This is a genomic window from Variovorax sp. GW821-FHT10C12, assembly GCF_059415405.1.
The window spans coordinates 1-18,595 of the sequence record NZ_JBWKNE010000014.1 but is presented as its reverse complement, the minus strand read 5'-3'; the positions used below and the strand labels follow the sequence as shown (position 1 = coordinate 18,595).

The window sequence follows — 18,595 nt, the reverse complement described above, 5'->3', positions numbered from 1 at the left end:
GTAACTTCGTTCACATGACTGGTGGACACGGCGGGATTCGAACCCGCATCAATACGGCGACCATGGTGTTTGAGTCCGATGGCCCAGTCGACGATTGGAAACGCGCGCCAGTGACAGACCCGTCATCGGAGCCAGCACCTGCATCCTCAACCTTGCTCGTCAACCGACTTGCCCGCCGTACCTGGTCTTACCCAGGCTGCCGGCAATTTCAAACATTTTTGGCAGTGGCGCTCCCTTCTGTGCCTGCGTGCCCGTGTCTCTTTCTTTTCTCTACCGCTCAGGACCCGTTCGGCCGCAGCGTCACGAGCCCGTTGAGCACCTGGTCCAGGCCGCCGACCACCGAGATCTTGTCGATGCGCTCGGCCACGCGTTCCAGCGTCTCGAGTTCCTTCATGCGCAAGGCGACGGGGTTGCCCTCCATCACCTTGGCGGTGTTCAGCAGCGAGCGCGTGGCCGCGGTTTCCTCGCGGCGGCGGATCACGTTGGCCTGGGCCGACTTCTCGGCCTCCACCACCTGCGCGAGGATGGTCTTCATCTCGCCCGGCAGGATGATGTCCTTCACGCCCACGCTCTCCAGCACCAGGCCCGAACCTTCCAACCGCTCACGCACCTGCGCCAGCACCGTCTGGTCGATGGCGGACTTGTTCTCCAGCAGCGCGTCGAGCGTCTGCTCGCCCACCGCCGCGCGCAGGCCGAACTGCAGCTCGCGGTACACATGCTCGGCCGGCTTGGGCATCTGGGCCAGGGCCTGACGCACATCGGCGAAACGCCACACCGCCGACAGGTTCAGCCGCAGCCCCACCTTGTCGCGGGTCAGGATTTCCTGGCCGCTCACTTCGGCGATCTGCGAGCGCAGGTCCACGCTGGTCACAGCCACCTGCCGGTTGAAACGCCAGAAGCCGTGGTTGCCCGGCGGCAGCAGCGCCTGCATCTGGCCTTCGAGGGTCAGCACGCCGGCGTGGAACTCGGGCACCTGCACCAGCAGCACGCCTTCGAGCCCCTGCACCGCACGCGGACGCAGCGCCACGCTCTGCAGCTTGGCCAGCAGCTCGGCCGGCAGGCGTGCATCGGCGGCCACGTCGATCACGTCGACGCGCTGCTCGCGCAGGCCGCGCCAGTAGAGCTTGCGGGTGGCGGGCGGCAGCACCTGCACCAGCACGCCGTCTTCATGGCGCAGGCCGACCTCGGTCTCGCCCAGCGACACCTGCACGAACTCGCGCTGCACCAGCTGCGGCTCGCGCGCCAGGAAGTAGTCGGCCAGCTCGTGGTCGAAGGCCGGCTCGGCCAGCGAGAAGCGCTCGAGCTGCACGGTGTCGAAGCCCGTGAACACACGGTACTTGCCGGCGGCGTACAGGCCCTCGAAGTCGCCGTTGCGCAGCAGCAGCACGCGTTCGTTCTTCTTCACGGTGAATTGGGTGAATCCCAGCATTTTTTCTTCCTCTCTCTTCTTCTTCGTTGCGGTTGTCGTTCGTCTACGTTTCGTGTCGGGGCCCACGGAGGGCAGGCGGCGGGCACCGTGGTTCGCGAGGTCAGCAGTGCAGCGGTCGACGGGTCGGTGCGGTGGCTGCGCCATCGCCTCCTTCTGCGTCGATGGCTGCATGCGGTTCCTTGCAGAACACGCGATGCGCAAGCCGCCTGCACTGGCACGGTGTCGCTCGGCCGGGCCCTGCCCTGCACCTCGCTCCGGTGTGCCGGGGCGGTGGGGCTTTCGCCCCCATCAAAGCGGCGGTGCGAACACCGCCGAAGGTTGTTTGCGGGAATCGAACCCGCCACGCCGCGTGGTTAGCACGGTGCTCCACCATGAGCAGACTGGATCAAGTCCAGTGACCAGCACAGTTCAACAGCGGCATACCGCGGACCCAAGAACAGGTCTGGCCTGCGGCACCGGGCCGCTTTCATGCGGCACCTGGGAGCGGATGAACTGCATCCGGACAGGTTCTCTATTGCAGCGAGCGTGCCAACTTGCGCGCACGCCGGTAGAAAACCGGGCGACGGCGACGCAAGTCATTGACCAGCAAGGAAAATTTCTTCTTCGCCCGATGTGACATGGCGCCGATCCCTTGCTAGCATTCGGACAATTTATAGAATTTCAGCTAGCCTTTTATCCATGAAGCCCATCGTCGTCATCGGTTTCCTCGGCACCCAGCTCGATGCCGGCCAGGGCGCGGGCCGCTGGCACAAGTGGCGCCCCACAGTCTCGCTCGCGCAGCACGACGACATGGTGGTCGCGCGCATCGAGCTGCTGCACACGCGCAAGCACACGGCGCTGGCCGAGCTGGTGAAGGCCGACATCGCCGCCGTGTCGCCCGAGACCCTCGTCAACCTCGTGCCCTTCGACCTCGAAGACCCGTGGGACTTCGGCGAGGTCTACACGCGCCTGTACGACTGGGCGCGCGCCTACCCCTTTCAGCCCGAGCGCGAGCAGTACTGGACGCACATCACCACCGGCACGCACGTCGCACAGATCTGCATGTTCCTGCTGTCGGAATCGCGCGTGGTGCCGGGCGTGCTGGCCCAGACCTCGCCGCCGCGCAAGCAGCGCCAGGGCGACGCCGGCAAGGTCGCGCTCATCGACCTCGACCTGTCGCGCTACGACCCGATCGCGCGCCGCTTCGACGCCGACCAGCGCGACGCGGTCGCATTTTTGAAAAGCGGCATCGCCACGCGCAATGCGCGCTTCAACGCGCTCATCGACGAGATCGAGCGCGTGGCCGTGCGCTCGCGCGCGCCGATCCTGCTCGTGGGGCCGACGGGCGCGGGCAAGTCGTTCCTGGCGCGGCGCATGTTCGAGCTGAAACAGGCGCGCCACCAGGTGACGGGGCCGTTCGTCGAAGTGAACTGCGCCACGCTGCGCGGTGACGGCGCGGCCTCCACGCTGTTCGGGCACAAGAAGGGTTCGTTCACCGGCGCGGCGAGCGACCGCGCGGGGCTGCTGCGCACCGCGCACCAGGGCGCGCTGTTCCTCGACGAGATCGGCGAGCTCGGCCTGGACGAACAGGCGATGCTGCTCAAGGCCATCGAGGAAAAGCGCTTCTTCCCCGTGGGCGCCGACAAGGAAGTGGAGAGCGACTTCCAGCTCATCGCCGGCACCCACCGCGACCTGCGCCGCGACGTGGCACAGGGGCGCTTTCGCGAAGACCTGTTCGCGCGCATCAACCTCTGGACCTACGACCTGCCCGGCCTCGCACAGCGGCCCGAGGACATCGAGCCCAACCTCGACCACCTGCTGGCCCTGCACGCGGCCGAGAACCACCGCGTGGTGCGCTTCAACGCCGAGGCGCGCACGGCCTACCTGCGCTTTGCGCAGAGCAGCGAGGCGATCTGGCGCGGCAACTTCCGCGACCTCTCGGCGAGCGTGACGCGGCTTGCGACGCTGGCGGACGGCGGGCGCATTGCCGTCGCGCTGGTCGAGGCGGAGATCGCACGGCTGCGTTGGCTGTGGAAGCACGAGGGCGCGGGCACATCAGTGGCAGCGGGCGACGACGTCGATCTGGAAGCCCTGCTCGGCGAAGAGAAGTTCGCGGCGCTCGACCTGTTCGACCGCCTGCAACTCGAAGCGGTGGTGCGCGTGTGCCGGCCGGCGCGCAGCTTGTCGGAGGCGGGGCGCCAGCTGTTCCAGGCCTCGCGGACGCAGCGCAGCGTGGTGAACGATGCGGACCGGCTGCGCAAGTACCTGGCCAAGATGGGGTTGGACTGGGCGCGCGTTTCAGCCGATGCGCGCCCCTGAGGGCGTGGGCTATCCTCCGCCCGATGCCCATCTCCGCATTCGTTGTGAAGGTTCCCGCGGCTGAAACCATCGCCGCAGACCTTCGCCGCCGTTTCGACCCCACCGTGGCGCTCGGCGTGGCCGCGCACATCACGCTGCTCGTGCCCTTCATGGACCCGGCGTTGATCACCGACGAGGTGCTCGCCCGCGCGCGGCGCGTGCTGCAACGCACGGCGCCGTTCTCGTTCGTGCTCGGCAAGGTCGGGCGCTTTCCCGAGACCGCCTATCCGGCACCGGAGCCCGCTGCGCCGTTCATCGAAATGACGCGCGCGCTGGTGAAAGAGTTTCCGGAATTCCCGCCGTACGACGGCGCGCATGACGACATCGTTCCGCATCTGTCGGTGGCGCACGGCAACGCGCTGCACGCGGAAGAAGCGGCCATCGAGCTGCAGGCGCGGCTGCTTGCGTCGGGGCCGGTGCAGGCGCGCTGCACGGAGGTCGTGCTCATCGAGAACGCGTCGGGGCGCTGGATGGACATGCATGTCTTCCCCCTCACCGCCCCCGCGACGAGCCTTCGCCCATGACCGAGATCTACATCAGCACCGACGTCGAAACCGACGGCCCCATTCCCGGCCCGCACTCGATGCTCAGCTTCGGCTCGGCCGCCTACACGGCCGACAAGCAACTGGTGTCCACCTTCAGCGCCAACCTGCACACGCTGCCCGGCGCCGAGGCCGCCCCCAAGACTGCTGCCTGGTGGCAGACGCAGCCCGAAGCCTGGGCCGCGTGCCGCACCGACCTGCAGGACCCGACGCATGCCATGAAGAACTACGTCGCGTGGCTCAAGGGGCTGAAGGCGCGGCCGGTGTTCGTGGCGTACCCTGCGGGCTTCGACTTCCTGTTCGTCTACTGGTACCTGATGCGCTTCGCAGGCGAGAGCCCATTCAGCCATTCGGCGCTCGACATGAAGAGCTTCGCGATGGCCCTGCTGAAGATCGGCTACCGCGACAGCACCAAGCGCACGATGCCGCGCCGCTGGTTCGACGCCGGGCTGCCGCACACGCACGTGGCGCTGGACGACGCCATCGAGCAAGGAGCCCTCTTCTGCAACATGCTCGCCGAAAGCCGGCGGGCCGGCGGACCGCAGGCATGACGACCACCGTGTCCGCTCGCCGCTGGTGGATGTCGCTCGCCGCCCTGCCCCTCTTCCTGCTCGGCGGCTGCGTGCAGTCGATGTTCTATTACCCCGACCGCGTGCGCTACGAAACGCCCGACGCGCTGGGCCTGCGCTACGAGAACGTGCGCTTCACCAGCGCCGACGGCACGCGACTGAGCGGCTGGTTCATTCCCGCCGCAGGCCGGGCCGACCCGAAGGCGGCCAAGGGCACCGTGGTGCACTTCCACGGCAACGCGCAGAACATGAGCAGCCATTGGCGCTTCGTGGCGTGGCTGCCCGCGCAGGACTACAACGTCTTCGTGTTCGACTACCGCGGCTATGGCGAATCGGACGGCGAGCCCGAACCCCGCGGCGTGTTCGAGGATTCGAACGCCGCGCTCGACCATGTGCGTGCCCGCGCGGACGTCGATGCGTCGCGGCTGTTCGTCTTCGGGCAGAGCCTGGGCGGCACGAACGCGATCGCGGCCGTGGGCTCGGGCAACCAGGCCGGCGTGAAGGCGGTGGCGATCGAGTCGACCTTCTATTCGTACCGCTCCATCGCCAACGACAAGCTGCCGGGCGCCGGCCTGCTGGTGCGCGACGACTACGCGGCCTCGAAGTTCGTCGCGGCCCTTGCGCCGATTCCGCTGCTGCTGATCCACGGCACGGCCGATGCGGTGATTCCGCACGGCCACTCGCAGCGCCTGCTGGCCGGCGCGAAAGAACCCAAGCAGCTGATCGAGGTGCCGGGCGCCGGTCACCTCGAGCCGATGGCGGCGCCGCGCTTCGGCACCACCTACCGGCAAGCCCTCACCACCTTCTTCGACAGCGCCCCGGCGCTGCCTTCCCGCCCATGAAACACTTCGACGAAGCCGCCACCGCCGCCCCCCTGGGTTTCGAGCGGCTGGTACCCGCGCTGCGCGCCGCCTTCGCGGCCGAGGCGCAGGTGCCGCCGCGCCACGTGCACAGCATCGAAACCGGCGGCGACGCGGCCACGCGCGGCACGGTGCTGATCATGCCGGCGTGGAGCGACGCGGGCTTCCTGGGCATCAAGACGATCAACATCTTCCCCGGCAACGGCGCGCGCGGCCTGCCGGGGCTGCACGCGACCTACGTGCTGTACGACGCACGCACCGGCGTGCCGCTGGCGATGATGGACGGCAACGAGATCACGGCGCGGCGCACGGCTGCGGCATCGGCGCTGGGCGCCTCGTTCCTGGCGCGCGCCGACGCGCGCAAGCTGCTGGTGCTGGGCACCGGCCGCATCGCGCGCATGCTGCCCGCCGCGCACGCGAGCGTGCGACCCATCGACGAGGTGTGGGTGTGGAACCATCGGCCCGAGGGCGCCGAGGCGCTGGCCGAGCAATGGCGTGCCGAAGGCTGGAACGCGCAGGCGGCCGGCACCGACCTCGAAGCGGCGGTGCGCAGTGCCGACATCGTGAGTTGCGCCACGCTGGCGACCACGCCGCTGGTGCGCGGCGAATGGCTCGCGCCGGGCGCGCACCTCGACCTGATCGGCAGCTTCACGCCCGCGATGCGCGAAGCCGATGTGCAATGCTTCGATGGCACGCGCACCTTCATCGACACGCCCGAGGCGCTGCAGAAAGCCGGCGACCTGCTCGACGCAATCGCGGCCGGCACCCTGCGCGCCGACGCGGTGCAGGGCACGCTGGCCGAGCTGTGCCGTGGCACGCGGCCCGGGCGCACGGGCGATGCCGAGCGCACGGTGTTCAAGGCCGTGGGCAGCGCGCTCGAAGACCTGAGCGCGGCCACGCTGGTGTGGCAGGCGCACACGGACCCCTGAGGCCCGCGCGGCCCGCCGTGGCCATTGCCGGCGTCAGAACGTCACGTTCGCCGACAGCCAGATCGTGCGTCCGGCCGGCGTGGTGCCCGCCACCGACGCGCCGCCCTGGAAGTACTCGTTGACCCAGGCCGAGGTGCCCGCCAGGTTCACCTGCTGGAACTTGCGGAAGTCCTTGTTGAACAGGTTGTTGATGTTGGCGTTCAGGCGCACGTTCTTCGACACCTGGTAGGAGCCGCCCAGGTGGAACAGGTGGTAGGCCTTGATGTCGCCCACCGCGCGGTAGATCGCCAGGTTGTTGCCCGTGAGGCGCGCCGGGTCGCCGGTGAAGCGCGGGCTCTTGCCGCGGTACTCGCCGCGCAGCCAGAAGCGCCACTTGGCGTCGGGGTTCCAGTCGAGTTGCGCATGCAGCAGGTGGCGCGCGGTGTCGGCCAGCTTGCCGTTCTTCACGCCGCCTTCGATCACTTCGCTGTCGGTCCAGGTGTAGCCCGCCTTCAGGCCCCAGGCCTTGGTCAGCTGCACGCGGCTGCTCAGCTCCATGCCCCAGGTCTTGGCCTGGTCGACGTTGACCGAGTAGTTCGCGGTCGGGTCGACGATGCAGCTGGAGATGCGCGCCACGCTGCAGTCGCCGCCGCTGGCGATCTTGTCCTTCACCTTGTTGTGGAACAGCGTCGCCGAGGCGGTCAGGCCCTTCTGGTTGTTGAACAGCGCCGACAGCTCGGTGCTGGTGCTGGTCTCGGGCTTGAGGTTCGGGTTGCCGATGTTGAGCGTGGCGCCCTGGCCGCTCACGCCGCTGATGCCGTCGATCAGCTGGTTCAGGCGCGGCGCGCGAAAGCCCTTGCTGACGCCGCCCTTGAAGGTCCACTGCGGCGTGGCATCCCAGACCAGGTAACCGCGCGGGCTCACGTGGCCGCCGAAGGCGCTGTGGTGGTCGTAGCGCCCGCCCAGCGTGGCGGTGAGGCCGGGCGCGAGGCGCCATTCGTCTTCGGCGAACAGCGCCCACATGGTCTGGCTCTGCGAGCGCGGCAGCAGGCCGTCGACCAGCTTGGCGTCCCACCACTGGCCGCCGACGGTCAGCACGTGGGCGTCGCCCACCGGCGCGACGAGCTTGCTGTCGAGCACGAGGTTGGTGGTCTTGAGTTCGCGTTCGCGGCCGCGGTCGGTTTCGCTCAGCCAGTACACGGTGCGGCGGGCCGCGGCATTGCGCGGAATGGCGCCGCCGGGAATCGTGCGGCCGACGGTCTCGGTGGTGGTGTGCATCAGGCTGCTTTCCACCGTGCCGAAGCCCAGGCGCCCGGTGTGGCCGATGGCGACCTGGTCGCGGTTGAAGCGCAGCGCGTCCAGGTAGCCCGGCGGGTTGTTGCCGGTGCGGTTGGGCGCGGCGGCGTCGCGCGTGCCCAGCCGGCCGTCTTCGTTGTCGTACCAGCTGCGGCCCGATTCGACGTCGAGCCAGATGTCGTGCTGGCGGTTGGGCGTGAGCATCAGGCGCCCGCCCACGCTGTGCTGGCGGCTCTCGGCAGGCGCGGGGTTGCGGGCCGTCGCGGGCTGCGCCTGGCCGGGGGCCAGCACCCAGTCGGCGGCTTCGCGGCGGTAGATGTTGCCGCGCAGGGTCAGGCCCAGCAGGTCGGTGGCCACGGGGCCGCTCAGGTAGATGCTGGAGCGCGTCTGCGAGCCCCACTCGCTGTCCTGCGGAATGCCGGTTTCCATCGTGACCTGGCCGCCCCATTCGCGCGCCACCTTGCGCGTGATGATGTTGACCACGCCGCCCATGGCGTCGGAGCCGTACAGCGTGGACATCGGGCCGCGGATGACCTCGATGCGCTCGATGGCCGCCAGCGGCGGCATGAAGCTGGTGTGCGCGGCGCCGAAGCCGTTGGGCGTCACGTCGCCGGCCACGTTCTGGCGCCGGCCGTCGATGAGGATCAGCGTGTAGTCGCTGGGCATGCCGCGGATCGAGATGTCCAGGCCCCCGGTCTTGCCGGTGGCGCCGCCCACGTCGATGCCTTCGACGTTCTGCAGCGCCTCGGCCAGGTCGCGGAACTGGCGCGTTTCCAGCTCCTGGCGCGTGATCACCGAAATGGAAGCGGGTGCGTCCTTGAGTTCCTGCTCGAAGCCGGTCGCGCTGACGACGACCTCGCGCAGTTGTTGTTCAGCGGGCGTCTGGGCGAACAGGGCGGGAGAGAAAAGGGATGCGGCGGCCAGCGCCAGCACCGACGGACGCGGCCGACGGCCGCAACGCGAGAACAACATGCAAAAACTCCACGGAAAACGGCAGGAAAAACAGGGCCGCTCTCGGATGCGTTGTTGTTGTTGCGTACCAACTGATCAGCATCAATTGTATTGAGAATGCAAACAAATATTATTTGCATCCAGAACCACCGAAGGGACATTGCGAGAGGCCGATGGCGCTTCGTGTAGGCACTGCTTCCGGCCGCCCCGGGCAAACCCCATGTAGCCGAAAGTTCACCTTGAATTAGGGGGCGGATACGTCATCTGGCGAATAGCGACCCACGAAGGGCGCCGCTAATCTGGAACAAGAAAAAAGAGAGGTCCGTCCATGCTCACCATCCTTCAGAAAGCCGTGATCCTCGGGAAGGCCGGCGTCGAGGTACCGACCCGTCCGGTGGACGACCTGTCGACGCCGATGGCCACCGGCTCGCCGGTCAAGGCGGAAGGCGTGTCGCAGAAGGCGCACGAATGGGCACGGGCCGTCGAGACCCTGTACGTCAGCTACGTCGCGGCGCGCGCCGCGAAGAGCCTGCGCGATGCCGAAGAGGCGCGGCAGTCGGTGATGCTGCGGCAGCTGTCGGCTGCGGTGCAGGCCTGAGCGTCCTCCCCCCGTCATCGCCGCGTGCGCGTTCTGCGCTAGCCTGCGGTCTCCTCCATCCGCAAGAGAAAGGCGCAGACGCACCATGGGACTGTTCGATTTCCTGAAGAAGAAAAAGGAACCGGAAGTAGAAATGCCGTCGACGCTCGAGGCCGGCATGGCCTCGCAGGCGGAAGACTTCATCGGCGCTTTTTCGCAACCCGGCGCGCCCATCGACAGCGCGGCGCTCGACTACTCCGAAGCCTCGCTGGTCCTGGTCGACCAGGTGCTCGAAGACTTCTTCCAGCAGCAGGCGCCCTTGCCCGACGACCTGCACTTCCTGGCGTCGGCCTATGTGTTCGAAACCGCACGCCGCGAGTTCGGCGGACGCTACCTGCGCGGCGACGACGACAACCCCTTCGTCCTCGTGATCGGCCCCGACAGCGCACAGGTCGGCGTCTGCGCCATGGCCAAGGTGCGCGGGCGCGCCGTCAACGGGCCGGAAGACAGCCTCGCGTTCTTCTACGCCGGCATCGCGCCCGTGGTGCAACGCGGCGTGAGCGCCACGCTGGTCTGACACAGCGGCAGCAGCGGGCGCCTCACGGCCCGCTGCCACCTCCCCTTCAGTCGAACTGCGTGGCAACCTGCCGCTGGGTGCCCAGGCCCTCGATGCCCAGCGTGACGACATCGCCGCCCTTCAGGTAGACCGGCGGCTTGAACCCCATGCCCACGCCGGGCGGGGTTCCCGTGGAAATGATGTCCCCCGGGCGCAGGCTCATGAACTGCGAGAGGTAGGCAATCAGGTAGCGCACGCCGTAGACCATGGTGGCCGTGGAGCCGCTCTGGCGCCGCACGCCGTTGACCTCCAGCCACATGTCCAGCTGCTGCGGGTCCGGCACTTCATCGGGCGTCACGAGCCAGGGCCCGATCGGTCCAAAGGTGTCGGCCGACTTGCCCTTGGTCCACTGGCCCTGGCGTTCGGTTTGAAAGGCGCGTTCCGACACGTCGTTGATCAGGCAATAGCCCGCGACGTGGTCCATGGCGTCCGCTTCGCTGACGTACTTCGCGGTCTTGCCGATCACCACGCCCAGCTCCACCTCCCAATCGGTCTTGGTGGAACCGCGCGGAATTTCAAGCACATCGTTCGGTCCACCGATCGCCGAGGTGGCCTTCAGGAAGACGATGGGCTCGGGCGGCACCGTGGCGCCCGTCTCGGCCGCGTGGTCCGAGTAGTTGAGCCCGATGCAGATGAACTTGCCCGAGCCGGCCACGCAGGCGCCGATCCGCGGAGCGCCTCCCACCAGCGGAAGGCTCTGCGGGTCCAGCGCAGCGATGCGCGCCAGGCCGGCGGGCAGCAGCACGTCGTGTGCGATGTCGTTCACGTGCGCGGAGAGGTCGCGCATGCGGCCTTCCGCGTCGAGCATTGCCGGCTTCTCCTGGCCGACAGGCCCGTAGCGCAACAGCTTCATTCGTCATTCCTTGGTTGTTTGTTGGTTGGCTATCTGGCGGCACTGCTGCGTGCCTTGCCGAGCGCCGAGAACAGCTCTTGGATCAGCACCGGATCGGTCTGTTTGACATGCCTGTCCGTGACCGGCACGGGCTTCTCGCGCAGGCGCTCGCGCGCAGCAGTGGGGAACCCGGTCGACACCATGCCCTTGCTCGACCCGCGCGCGGTCAGACCGCGACGCGTTCGAACTGGACGCTGCGGCAGTCCATCTCGTACTCGAGGTCGACCACCGGCGGGCGGTTGTAGTGCCACGTCAGCCCATGCCGCGCGGCACCGCGCTTGACGATCTCGTCCGCGATGAACGGGTGGATGTCGTGCACCGTGTACAGCTGCGAGCCCGTGGTGCTGGCCCAGGTGAAGCCCAGCGATGCCAGGCGACGTTCCATTTCGTCGAGCACCCACTGCGCCTTCTTCAGGATGGCGGGCGGCGAGGTGTCGCCCAGGCGCACGGCATGGTCGCGGTAGTGCCCCTTGCCTTCCGGCGCTTCGGCGCTGCCGGCCACCACGAACGAAGCCGCCGCCTCCGCGTCGGGCACGGTGTAGCTGAAGGCATGGAACGAGGGCTCCGACGGCGGCGACACCGCGGGGCACACGTTGCTTCGCGCGACCGGGTTCAGGTCGCCGATGAAGATCCCCCACTCCTTCAACGTGCCCACGTAGAGGTTGTTGAACTCGACAAAACCCTGTTCAGTGAACGGTGCCGGGGACCGCAGTTCGCACGCGCAGAAGGCGGCCAGCGGACGCGAGGCCTCCTCCAGGATTTCCTTGATGCGCCGAAAGCCCTGCTTCAGGGGCAGGGGCTCCAGGAAGCGCACGCGCTCGATGCGAAACCCAGGTTCGGCGGCCACGCCAGCCGAGTACTGCTGGACGCCCGGAATGAACCGATAGCCGCCTGGGAGGGAGAGTTGGAGTGCCGACACGTGATTTCCTTTGTGGAGAGCGAGAGAAAAAAGAGAGAACGGGCAGAAGAGCTCAGGGAATCTGGCTCCAGCGCTGGTTGGCCCCGCCATGGCAGGCGTAGGTGGACAGCGCCGTGCCCTGCGTGGTGGTCGAGCCGGGCACATCGAGGCACGCACCCGAAGACACCCGGTTGCGCAGCGTCGCCCCGACCACGCTCCATTGCGTGGCCGCGCCCGCCGTGCACGCCAGCTGCACCACCGGGCCGCCGCCGGCATTGGTGTTGCCCTGCGCCAGGCACAGGCCGCTGTGCTTCGCGACGAACTGGCTGTAGCCCCCGCTGCTGTTGACGGTGAAGGTCTCGTTGTTGCCGTTGCCGCAGGCCCACTGCACCACCGTGGCGCCGCTGGCCGTCGAGCCGCCCGACACGTTGACGCACAGGTTGTTGACCTCCGAGCGGATGCGCGTGTCGATCGCCGGTGCGGTGTCGAACGACTTCACGTATTCGCCCAGTGCCAGCAGGTCGGCCGCCGGCAGGCTCGAGGCATTGCCGTGGCCGCCCGCGAGCACGTCCTGCAGCGTGGCCTTCTGGCCGTTGTGGAAGAAGCTCGGGTTGCTCCAAGTGCCGTAGAGCGTCGGGGTGTCGAAGCCCACGCCGGCCAGCGGCTGGTTGCTGCCCTTGCCCGACGAGAGCTGGATCGTGCCCACGTCGTGCCGCAGCCCGTCGCGCAGGCTGCCCGCCGTGTGGCAAGTCGCGCACTGGGCCGTGTTGAACACGGTCTGGCCGCGCACCGCGTCCACGCTGAGGTTGCCGTCCGCCGCGCGGGCCGGGCTGCGCATGTATTTGTTCAGCGAGTTCAGGTAGGCCGCGAGATCGTCGAGCTGCGCATTGCGGCCGGCCTTCGGCACGCCGAGCGGGTCGCCCGTGGCCGAGAAGTCGGCGTTGGTCAGGAAGCCCGTGCCGCCGAACTCGTTGCGGATGTCGTGCTCGAAGTCCTGCACCTCGTCGAAGTTGGCGGTCCAGTGCAGCTTGCCGTGACCGGTGCCGCGCCGGCCCTGCAGGCTGATGGTGCGGCGCAGGCCTTCGCCGCGCTGGGTGAAGTCCCACACCATGCCGTCATCGCTGCCATCGGCATGGCAGCTCGCGCAGGACATGTAGTTGTTCATGCTCATGCGCCGGTCGGACGCGTTGTAGAACACCTGCTTGCCGCGCAGTGCCGCGGCGGCCATCGGCTCCTGCGCGACCGTGGTGACGTTCTGCAGGAAGGCCGGGGCGGCCGACTCCGAAGACAGCACCTGCGCCACGTCGTGCACCGACACCGAGCGCGCCAGGAAGTTGTTGACGTACAGCCGCTTGCGCGCCGCATCCAGGTACAGGCCGTGCGGCGCGCTGCTGGCGTTGATCTCGCCGCGCACCGAGCGGTTGTAGGCATCGACGATGGCGATGCGGTTGCCTTCCATCTGCGCCACGAAGATGTAGTCGCCGGCCGACGAGTACAGCGCGGCGCGCGCGGGGGCGCGGTCGTTGAAGTCGAGCTGTTCGCTGAACACTTCCGCCGCTGTCTGCAGGTTCACCTGCGACAGGATGGAGCGCACGGTCTTGTCGTGCTCCAGCGGCAGGCCGTCGCGGAAGGTGCCGCGCACGATGTTGTCCTTCTTCGAAGGCAGGAGCGCACGCGCACCATCGGGCGAAATCACCACCTGGCTCAGGTAGTTGGGCACGCCGCGCGAGGCCGCCTCGGTGTCGACCGTGGTCGTGTCGACCGCCAGCGCGATCGGGGTGGCGGCGCTGAAGCTCTGCAGGTTCACCTTGTGCAGCTGCCCGCCCGTCATCTTCGACTTGAAGCGCGTCACGTAGGCCGACTGCGAACCCGCATCGACCGCGATGCCGCGCACCGCGCCGTCCAGGGCGAGCGTGCCCGTGGCGGCACCGGTGGTCGGGTCGAAGCTGACCAGGGCCGACTTGCTTTCCAGCGTCAGCAGGCCCTTGGTGCCGTTGGGCGTGAAGACGACGCCGTACGGGCCGCTGCCGTAGGCCAGCGGCACCGTCGTCGACAGCGTGCCGTCGGCTGCGTTGAGCGCCAACAGCTTGTCCTCGCCCTGCACCGTGACCCAGATGCGGCCGTCCGGCCCCACGGCCAGCGTCTTGGGCTCGTCGCCCACGCGCACTTCCCAGCGCTTGGCGAAGGTCTGCGCGTCGATGGCGGCCACGGTGCCGCTGTCGGGGTTCACCGAGTACACCGCGTTCGCATCGCCCGCGATGTTGGTCGTGTGCGTGGGCGCCGCCGCCGTGACGGGTGCGATCACCGTGAGGTTGTAGGTGTAGAAGGTCTCCTGGCCGTTCGCGGCCTTCACCGTCAGCGTCACGGTGTAGTGGCCGGGGCTGCTGTAGGTGTGCGTGACGCCAGGTTGCGAGGCGTACGCGCTTTGCGTGCCGTCGCCGAAGTTCCAGCGGAACTGCGCGCCGGTGGCACCGAGCGTGGCCGGGTTGAAGTTCAACTGGCCGTTGACGATCTTCGGTGCGCCCACGATGCCGGGATCGCCGATCACGGCCTGCGCCCGCAGCGCCGCCACGTCGGTGTCGCCGAGCACGCGGGCGTACACGCGCACTTCGGCCAGCGTGCCCTTGAAGAGCGCCGCATTGCCCTGGATCTGCCCCAGCAGCTGGAACTTGGTCGACAGGCCCTTGGTGCCGGTGGGGCCGGTCGACGTGGTCTTCACGCCGTCGACATACACCGCCTGCGCACCCGAAGCCGCGTCGCGCGTGAGCACGACGTGGTGCCAGTTGCCGTCGTTCACGGCGCTTTGCGAGCGCGTGCCTGCGTGGTCGCCTACCGACAGCTTGATGTTGCCGGTGCTGTCGAGCCAGCCCCAGAACACGTCGTCGACGCCCGGCGACTGGTCGCGACCGAAGATGCCGGGCGCGGTCCATGAACTGGCGCTGCCCGCCTGCGTGGTCTTCATGTAGAAGCTCAGCGAAGCGGTGCCGCCCAGCGTGGTGGACACGCTGTCGTTCTTCAGCTGCACGCCCGCGGTGCGATTGGCGAAGTTCAGGCCGATGCTCTCGAAGGCATCGCCGGTGGCGGGCGTGCCGTTGTTGGCGCTGATCTGGTCACCCAGGTTGCCGGTCAGCGCCCAGTGGTGCATCAGGTTGATGTCGTTGGCATTGCCGGTGTTGAAGGTCGAGCGGTAGTCGGCCGCAATGGCGTTGCCTGCATAGTCCTTCAGGCCGTTGGCGGGCAGGAACACCTCGTAGGCGGTGCCCGGCTGCAGCGGCTGCGCGGGGTGGAAGTTGACGATGCCCAGCTGCACGCTGTAGGTGCCCGCCAGCGTGTTGCCGCCCACCGGACGCACGATGAAGGTGTTGGCGTTCACGCTCTCCGGGCGGATGCTGTCGGTCATGCCCAGGCCGATGCGCGAGGTGAGGGCCTGCTGCTTGGCACCGTTCACCGGCGAGACCTGCTTCACTTCGGGCTTGGTGGTGTCGGGGTCCACCGCATGCACGATGAAGCCGCTGCCCGAGCCGTGGTCGTTGCCGACGTAGATCAGGTTGCCGAACGGCGACACCTGGCCATGGTCGGAGCTCGAGAAATCGGGGTGCGTCGTTGCGAACAGTCCGCCGCGCCCGACCTCGACGTGGTTGAGCGGGTTGCTCACATCGACCTTGTGGATGTAGTTCTGCGCGCCCTGGAACACGAAGTTGTCCTGCGTGCTGCAGTACAGCTGCTGGTTGATCACCAGCCGGTTGTCCTCTGCCACGAAGCGCGACCGGTCGCTCAGGTCGTAGCCGTACATCTTGCCGCCGCTCTCCTGTGCGGAGGCGTAGACCTTCTTGCCGTCGAAGCAGGTGGAGTAGTAGCTGGCGGTGGACCCGGAGACGGTGTCGAGCACCTTGGGATTCAGCGGGTCCGAAATGTCCAGGCTGGCGAAGCCGCTGGTGTTGGTCATGGACGTCAGCACCATGTGGTTGCCCATGGTGAAGATCGGCCCCACGCGAAAGCCGCCGAGCTCGCCCGTCGGGATCGGGTTGGGCTTGCCGGCGCCACGGTTCGCGAGCACTGCGTTCGCAGGGTCCGTGGCGTCGATGACGAACACGCCCTGCTCCGCCGCCGCCACGTACAGGTAGGGCGCCTGCCACCACAGCTGCCAGCTCACGTTGTTGTAGTCGCCCTTGTTGACGTTGGGCAGCACCAGCTTCTTGACCTGCTTGACGTCGTTGATGTCAGTGAAGTCCCAGAACTCCACGCCGAAGACGCTGGGCACGGCGACGTACTGCTTGCCGCCGATGGTGGCGATGCCGATGGAATGCGGCTCCCTCAGTTCCTTGGTGCGGCCGTCCGGCTCGTAGATGCGCTTGACGAGCCGCAGGTTGCGCGGATCGGAGACGTCGTAGAGCAGGAAGCCGCCAGGGCCCAGGCCGCCGTCGGGCGTGAACGTCGTCAGGAAGTAGCCGTTGATCATGAGGCCCACGTTCTGGCCGTAGTGGTACTTGGTGTACCCGGCGGTGGGGTGCGTCACGCTGCCCCCGGGGATCTTCGGCACGTCGGCGCCGGTGCCCGCGCCGACGCCGGTGTCGACCTCTTCCTTGATCATCGAGATGGGCTTGAACAGCTCGGCCTGCGTGTAGGTCAGGTTGCCCAGTCCGGGTCCCTGCAGAGGCAAGGGATCGGCCACCAGGTCAGCGGCCGCGGAGGCCATGCTGGTGGCAGCCTTCCTGATCGTGTCGAGGGGGTTCACCCCGGTGATCGCCGCATGCGTCAGCAACGCACAGCCGAACAGAAAACCTACCGCAAGAACTTTCTTGGTGCTCATTTTCATCCTCGCAAATTCGATCGGACGCCATCTTTCGGTGGGAAAAGATTCGACCGGAATCTAGCAGCGGATGCGTGCGCGAACGGCATTGAATTTCGAAGGGAGAGTTCGAATATTTAGATCATTGCTCAGGGTAAATGGTGATGTTTTGGCATAGGTTGTGCTTCAAAGTTCGGGCCTGAAAAAAGTGAATTCATTGCCCACCGATCGCCCATGAAGGAACACCCCATGTCTCACGCCGGTCTTGTTGTCCAGCGCCTGCCTCGTCTGTCCAAGCGCAGCCTGCTGGGCGCTTCCCTGCTCGCGATGCTGTGTGCCGCACTGCCTCACCCCAGCGCCCACGCGCAGGGCCCGCGCAACTTCGCCACGCTGGCGATGGTGGCCGAGCCTCAGACGCTCGACCCGATGGCCTCCACGGCCGACCTGGTCGGAACCATCATGCAGCACGTGTACGAGACGCTGTACACCTTCGATGCCAAGTGGAACGTGGTGCCGATGCTGGCCGAGGGCATGCCCAAGATCTCGGCCGACGGCAAGACCTACGCGATCACGCTGCGCAAGGGCGTGGCGCTGCACAACGGGCGCGAGCTCACGGCCGACGACGTGGTGGCCAGCCTGCAGCGCTGGATGGACCAGTCGCCGCGCGGCAAGGCCGTGGGCAAGGAAATCGAGAGCCTGAAGGCCAAGGGCCCGCTGGGCGTGGAGATCGTGCTGAAGGCGCCGTATGCGCCGCTGCTGTCGCAGCTGGCTTTGCCCAGCAATGGCACCGCCGCGATGATGGCCAAGGAATCGATGGCCTCGCCGCTCAAGGACTTCGTCGGCACCGGCCCCTACAAGTTCAAGGAGCGTCGCCCCGACCAGTTCGTGCTGCTCACGCGCTTCGACAAGTACAGCGCACGCAAGGAGCCTGCGAGCGGCTATGGCGGCAAGCGCGAAGCGGTCATCGAAGAACTGCGCTTCGTGCCCGTGCCCAACGCCAGCACGCGCGTCGAAGGTGCACTCGCGGGCCAGTACGACTTCGCCGACCTGCTGCCGGTGGAAGCGCTGCCGCGCCTGGAGAAGGCCAGTGGCAAGACGCTGCCGATCATCACGCCCGCTTTCGGTTTTCCGCTGGTGGTCTTCAACACCAAGGAAGGCCCGCTCGCCAGCCAGGCCGTGCGCCAGGCCCTGCAGACGGCGATGGGCCAGGGCGAGATGCTCGCGGCCGGCTTCGGCGACACGCGCTTCTTCATCGCGGAAGCGAACCACTTCCCCAAGAGTTCGCCGTTCTACTCGGCGGCGGGCGCCGACCAGTACAACCAGCGCAACGCCACCAAGGCGAAAGACGCTGCGGCCAAGGCCGGCTACAAGGGCGAGCCGATCCGCGTGCTCACCAGCCGCCAGTACGACTTCCACTACAACATGTCGCTGCTGATGGCCGAGCAGCTCAAGCGCGCGGGCTTCAAGGTCGACCTCAACGTGGTCGACTGGGCCACGCTCACCCAGCGCCGCAACGACCCGCGGCTGTGGGAAATCTTCATCACCCATTCGGGGCTGTTCCCCGAGCCCATGCTGTCGCCACCGCAACTGGGCGACGGTGCACCAGGCTGGTGGGACTCGCCCGCCAAGAAGGCCTCGCTCAGTGCCTTCAACACCGAGAGCGATCCGGCCAAGCGCGGCGCGCTGTGGGGCAAGGTGCAGCAGGTGGTGTACGACGAGGTGCCGTACATCAGCGTCGGCAAGTTCAACGCCCTCTCGGCCAAGAGCCCGGCACTGGACAACTACCAACCCACGAACTGGCCCTTCTTCTGGAATGTGAAGATCAAGTAGGAGACGCGCTTGTTCCGTTTCATTGCCTCGCGCTTCGCCGGCATGCTCATCGTGCTGTCCCTGGTGGCCGTATTGGTCTTCGTGCTCACGCGCGCGGCTTC

At 67.5% G+C, this 18,595-nt stretch carries 14 protein-coding genes; 8 read left to right on the top strand and 6 right to left on the bottom strand.

Features of this window, described 5'->3' with window-relative positions; genetic code table 11:
* Positions 1-277: 277 nt before the first annotated feature.
* Entirely contained in the window at positions 278-1,429 is a 1,152-nt protein-coding gene (locus AC07OH_RS31015) for a slipin family protein (RefSeq protein ID WP_095950994.1), read from the bottom strand.
* 678 nt (positions 1,430-2,107) lie between these two features.
* Here AC07OH_RS31015 and rtcR point away from each other — a divergent pair.
* Genes rtcR through lhpI form a run of 5 tightly spaced genes read left to right on the top strand, consistent with a single transcriptional unit; the run spans position 2,108 to position 6,666 of the window.
* Positions 2,108-3,727 carry an RNA repair transcriptional activator RtcR gene (gene rtcR, locus AC07OH_RS31010; protein WP_495303244.1) on the top strand — a complete coding sequence of 540 codons (1,620 nt, stop codon included), beginning with the start codon at positions 2,108-2,110 and terminating at the stop codon, positions 3,725-3,727.
* Positions 3,728-3,750: 23 nt separating this feature from the next.
* Positions 3,751-4,290 carry a 2'-5' RNA ligase family protein gene (locus tag AC07OH_RS31005; RefSeq protein WP_495303243.1) on the top strand — a complete coding sequence of 180 codons (540 nt, stop codon included), beginning with the start codon at positions 3,751-3,753 and terminating at the stop codon, positions 4,288-4,290.
* Entirely contained in the window at positions 4,287-4,859 is a 573-nt protein-coding gene (locus AC07OH_RS31000; protein ID WP_495303242.1) for a 3'-5' exonuclease family protein, read from the top strand. The genes AC07OH_RS31005 and AC07OH_RS31000 overlap by 4 nt, the downstream gene beginning before the upstream one ends.
* Positions 4,856-5,719 (top strand): alpha/beta hydrolase, encoded by an 864-nt coding sequence (locus tag AC07OH_RS30995; RefSeq protein WP_495303241.1) that lies wholly within the window; start codon positions 4,856-4,858, stop codon positions 5,717-5,719. The genes AC07OH_RS31000 and AC07OH_RS30995 overlap by 4 nt, the downstream gene beginning before the upstream one ends.
* Positions 5,716-6,666: a bifunctional Delta(1)-pyrroline-2-carboxylate/Delta(1)-piperideine-2-carboxylate reductase gene (gene lhpI, locus AC07OH_RS30990; protein ID WP_495303240.1), complete on the top strand. Its 951-nt coding sequence runs from the start codon at positions 5,716-5,718 to the stop codon at positions 6,664-6,666. The genes AC07OH_RS30995 and lhpI overlap by 4 nt, the downstream gene beginning before the upstream one ends.
* 33 nt (positions 6,667-6,699) lie before the next feature.
* On the opposite strand, the gene AC07OH_RS30985 is transcribed toward lhpI, so the two are convergent.
* Positions 6,700-8,913 (bottom strand): TonB-dependent receptor domain-containing protein, encoded by a 2,214-nt coding sequence (locus AC07OH_RS30985; protein WP_495303239.1) that lies wholly within the window; start codon positions 8,911-8,913, stop codon positions 6,700-6,702.
* Positions 8,914-9,220: 307 nt separating this feature from the next.
* Between AC07OH_RS30985 and AC07OH_RS30980 the strand changes: the two genes are divergently transcribed.
* Together AC07OH_RS30980 and AC07OH_RS30975 are read left to right on the top strand one after the other, a co-directional pair.
* Positions 9,221-9,490 (top strand): hypothetical protein, encoded by a 270-nt coding sequence (locus AC07OH_RS30980; RefSeq protein ID WP_495303238.1) that lies wholly within the window; start codon positions 9,221-9,223, stop codon positions 9,488-9,490.
* Between the two features lie 85 nt (positions 9,491-9,575).
* Positions 9,576-10,046 (top strand): hypothetical protein, encoded by a 471-nt coding sequence (locus tag AC07OH_RS30975; RefSeq protein WP_495303237.1) that lies wholly within the window; start codon positions 9,576-9,578, stop codon positions 10,044-10,046.
* A 46-nt stretch (positions 10,047-10,092) separates the two neighbouring features.
* Here the strand turns inward: AC07OH_RS30975 and AC07OH_RS30970 are convergent, their stop codons facing one another.
* From AC07OH_RS30970 to AC07OH_RS30955, 4 genes are read right to left on the bottom strand one after another with little or no spacing between them, the layout of a single operon-like run.
* Positions 10,093-10,938: a fumarylacetoacetate hydrolase family protein gene (locus AC07OH_RS30970; protein WP_495303236.1), complete on the bottom strand. Its 846-nt coding sequence runs from the start codon at positions 10,936-10,938 to the stop codon at positions 10,093-10,095.
* Positions 10,939-10,967: 29 nt separating this feature from the next.
* The gene (locus AC07OH_RS30965) at positions 10,968-11,120 is read right to left on the bottom strand and encodes a hypothetical protein (protein WP_495303235.1); all 153 of its coding nucleotides are present in this window, start codon (positions 11,118-11,120) and stop codon (positions 10,968-10,970) included.
* A 23-nt stretch (positions 11,121-11,143) separates the two neighbouring features.
* The gene (gene cnbZ, locus AC07OH_RS30960) at positions 11,144-11,896 is read right to left on the bottom strand and encodes a 2-amino-5-chloromuconate deaminase CnbZ (RefSeq protein WP_495269970.1); all 753 of its coding nucleotides are present in this window, start codon (positions 11,894-11,896) and stop codon (positions 11,144-11,146) included.
* Positions 11,897-11,948: 52 nt separating this feature from the next.
* Positions 11,949-16,685: an Ig-like domain-containing protein gene (locus tag AC07OH_RS30955; RefSeq protein WP_495303234.1), complete on the bottom strand. Its 4,737-nt coding sequence runs from the start codon at positions 16,683-16,685 to the stop codon at positions 11,949-11,951.
* 228 nt (positions 16,686-16,913) lie between these two features.
* Between AC07OH_RS30955 and AC07OH_RS30950 the strand changes: the two genes are divergently transcribed.
* Positions 16,914-18,494 (top strand): ABC transporter substrate-binding protein, encoded by a 1,581-nt coding sequence (locus AC07OH_RS30950; protein ID WP_495303233.1) that lies wholly within the window; start codon positions 16,914-16,916, stop codon positions 18,492-18,494.
* Positions 18,495-18,595: the final 101 nt, after the last annotated feature.

Bases quoted from the DNA above. Each gene is read 5' to 3' on its own strand.
- AC07OH_RS31015 (WP_095950994.1), bottom strand. From the start codon at position 1,429: ATGCTGGGATTCACCCAATTCACCGTGAAGAAGAACGAACGCGTGCTG.
- rtcR (WP_495303244.1), top strand. From the start codon at position 2,108: ATGAAGCCCATCGTCGTCATCGGTTTCCTCGGCACCCAGCTCGATGCC.
- AC07OH_RS31005 (WP_495303243.1), top strand. From the start codon at position 3,751: ATGCCCATCTCCGCATTCGTTGTGAAGGTTCCCGCGGCTGAAACCATC.
- AC07OH_RS31000 (WP_495303242.1), top strand. From the start codon at position 4,287: ATGACCGAGATCTACATCAGCACCGACGTCGAAACCGACGGCCCCATT.
- AC07OH_RS30995 (WP_495303241.1), top strand. From the start codon at position 4,856: ATGACGACCACCGTGTCCGCTCGCCGCTGGTGGATGTCGCTCGCCGCC.
- lhpI (WP_495303240.1), top strand. From the start codon at position 5,716: ATGAAACACTTCGACGAAGCCGCCACCGCCGCCCCCCTGGGTTTCGAG.
- AC07OH_RS30985 (WP_495303239.1), bottom strand. From the start codon at position 8,913: ATGTTGTTCTCGCGTTGCGGCCGTCGGCCGCGTCCGTCGGTGCTGGCG.
- AC07OH_RS30980 (WP_495303238.1), top strand. From the start codon at position 9,221: ATGCTCACCATCCTTCAGAAAGCCGTGATCCTCGGGAAGGCCGGCGTC.
- AC07OH_RS30975 (WP_495303237.1), top strand. From the start codon at position 9,576: ATGGGACTGTTCGATTTCCTGAAGAAGAAAAAGGAACCGGAAGTAGAA.
- AC07OH_RS30970 (WP_495303236.1), bottom strand. From the start codon at position 10,938: ATGAAGCTGTTGCGCTACGGGCCTGTCGGCCAGGAGAAGCCGGCAATG.
- AC07OH_RS30965 (WP_495303235.1), bottom strand. From the start codon at position 11,120: ATGGTGTCGACCGGGTTCCCCACTGCTGCGCGCGAGCGCCTGCGCGAG.
- AC07OH_RS30955 (WP_495303234.1), bottom strand. From the start codon at position 16,685: ATGAGCACCAAGAAAGTTCTTGCGGTAGGTTTTCTGTTCGGCTGTGCG.
- AC07OH_RS30950 (WP_495303233.1), top strand. From the start codon at position 16,914: ATGTCTCACGCCGGTCTTGTTGTCCAGCGCCTGCCTCGTCTGTCCAAG.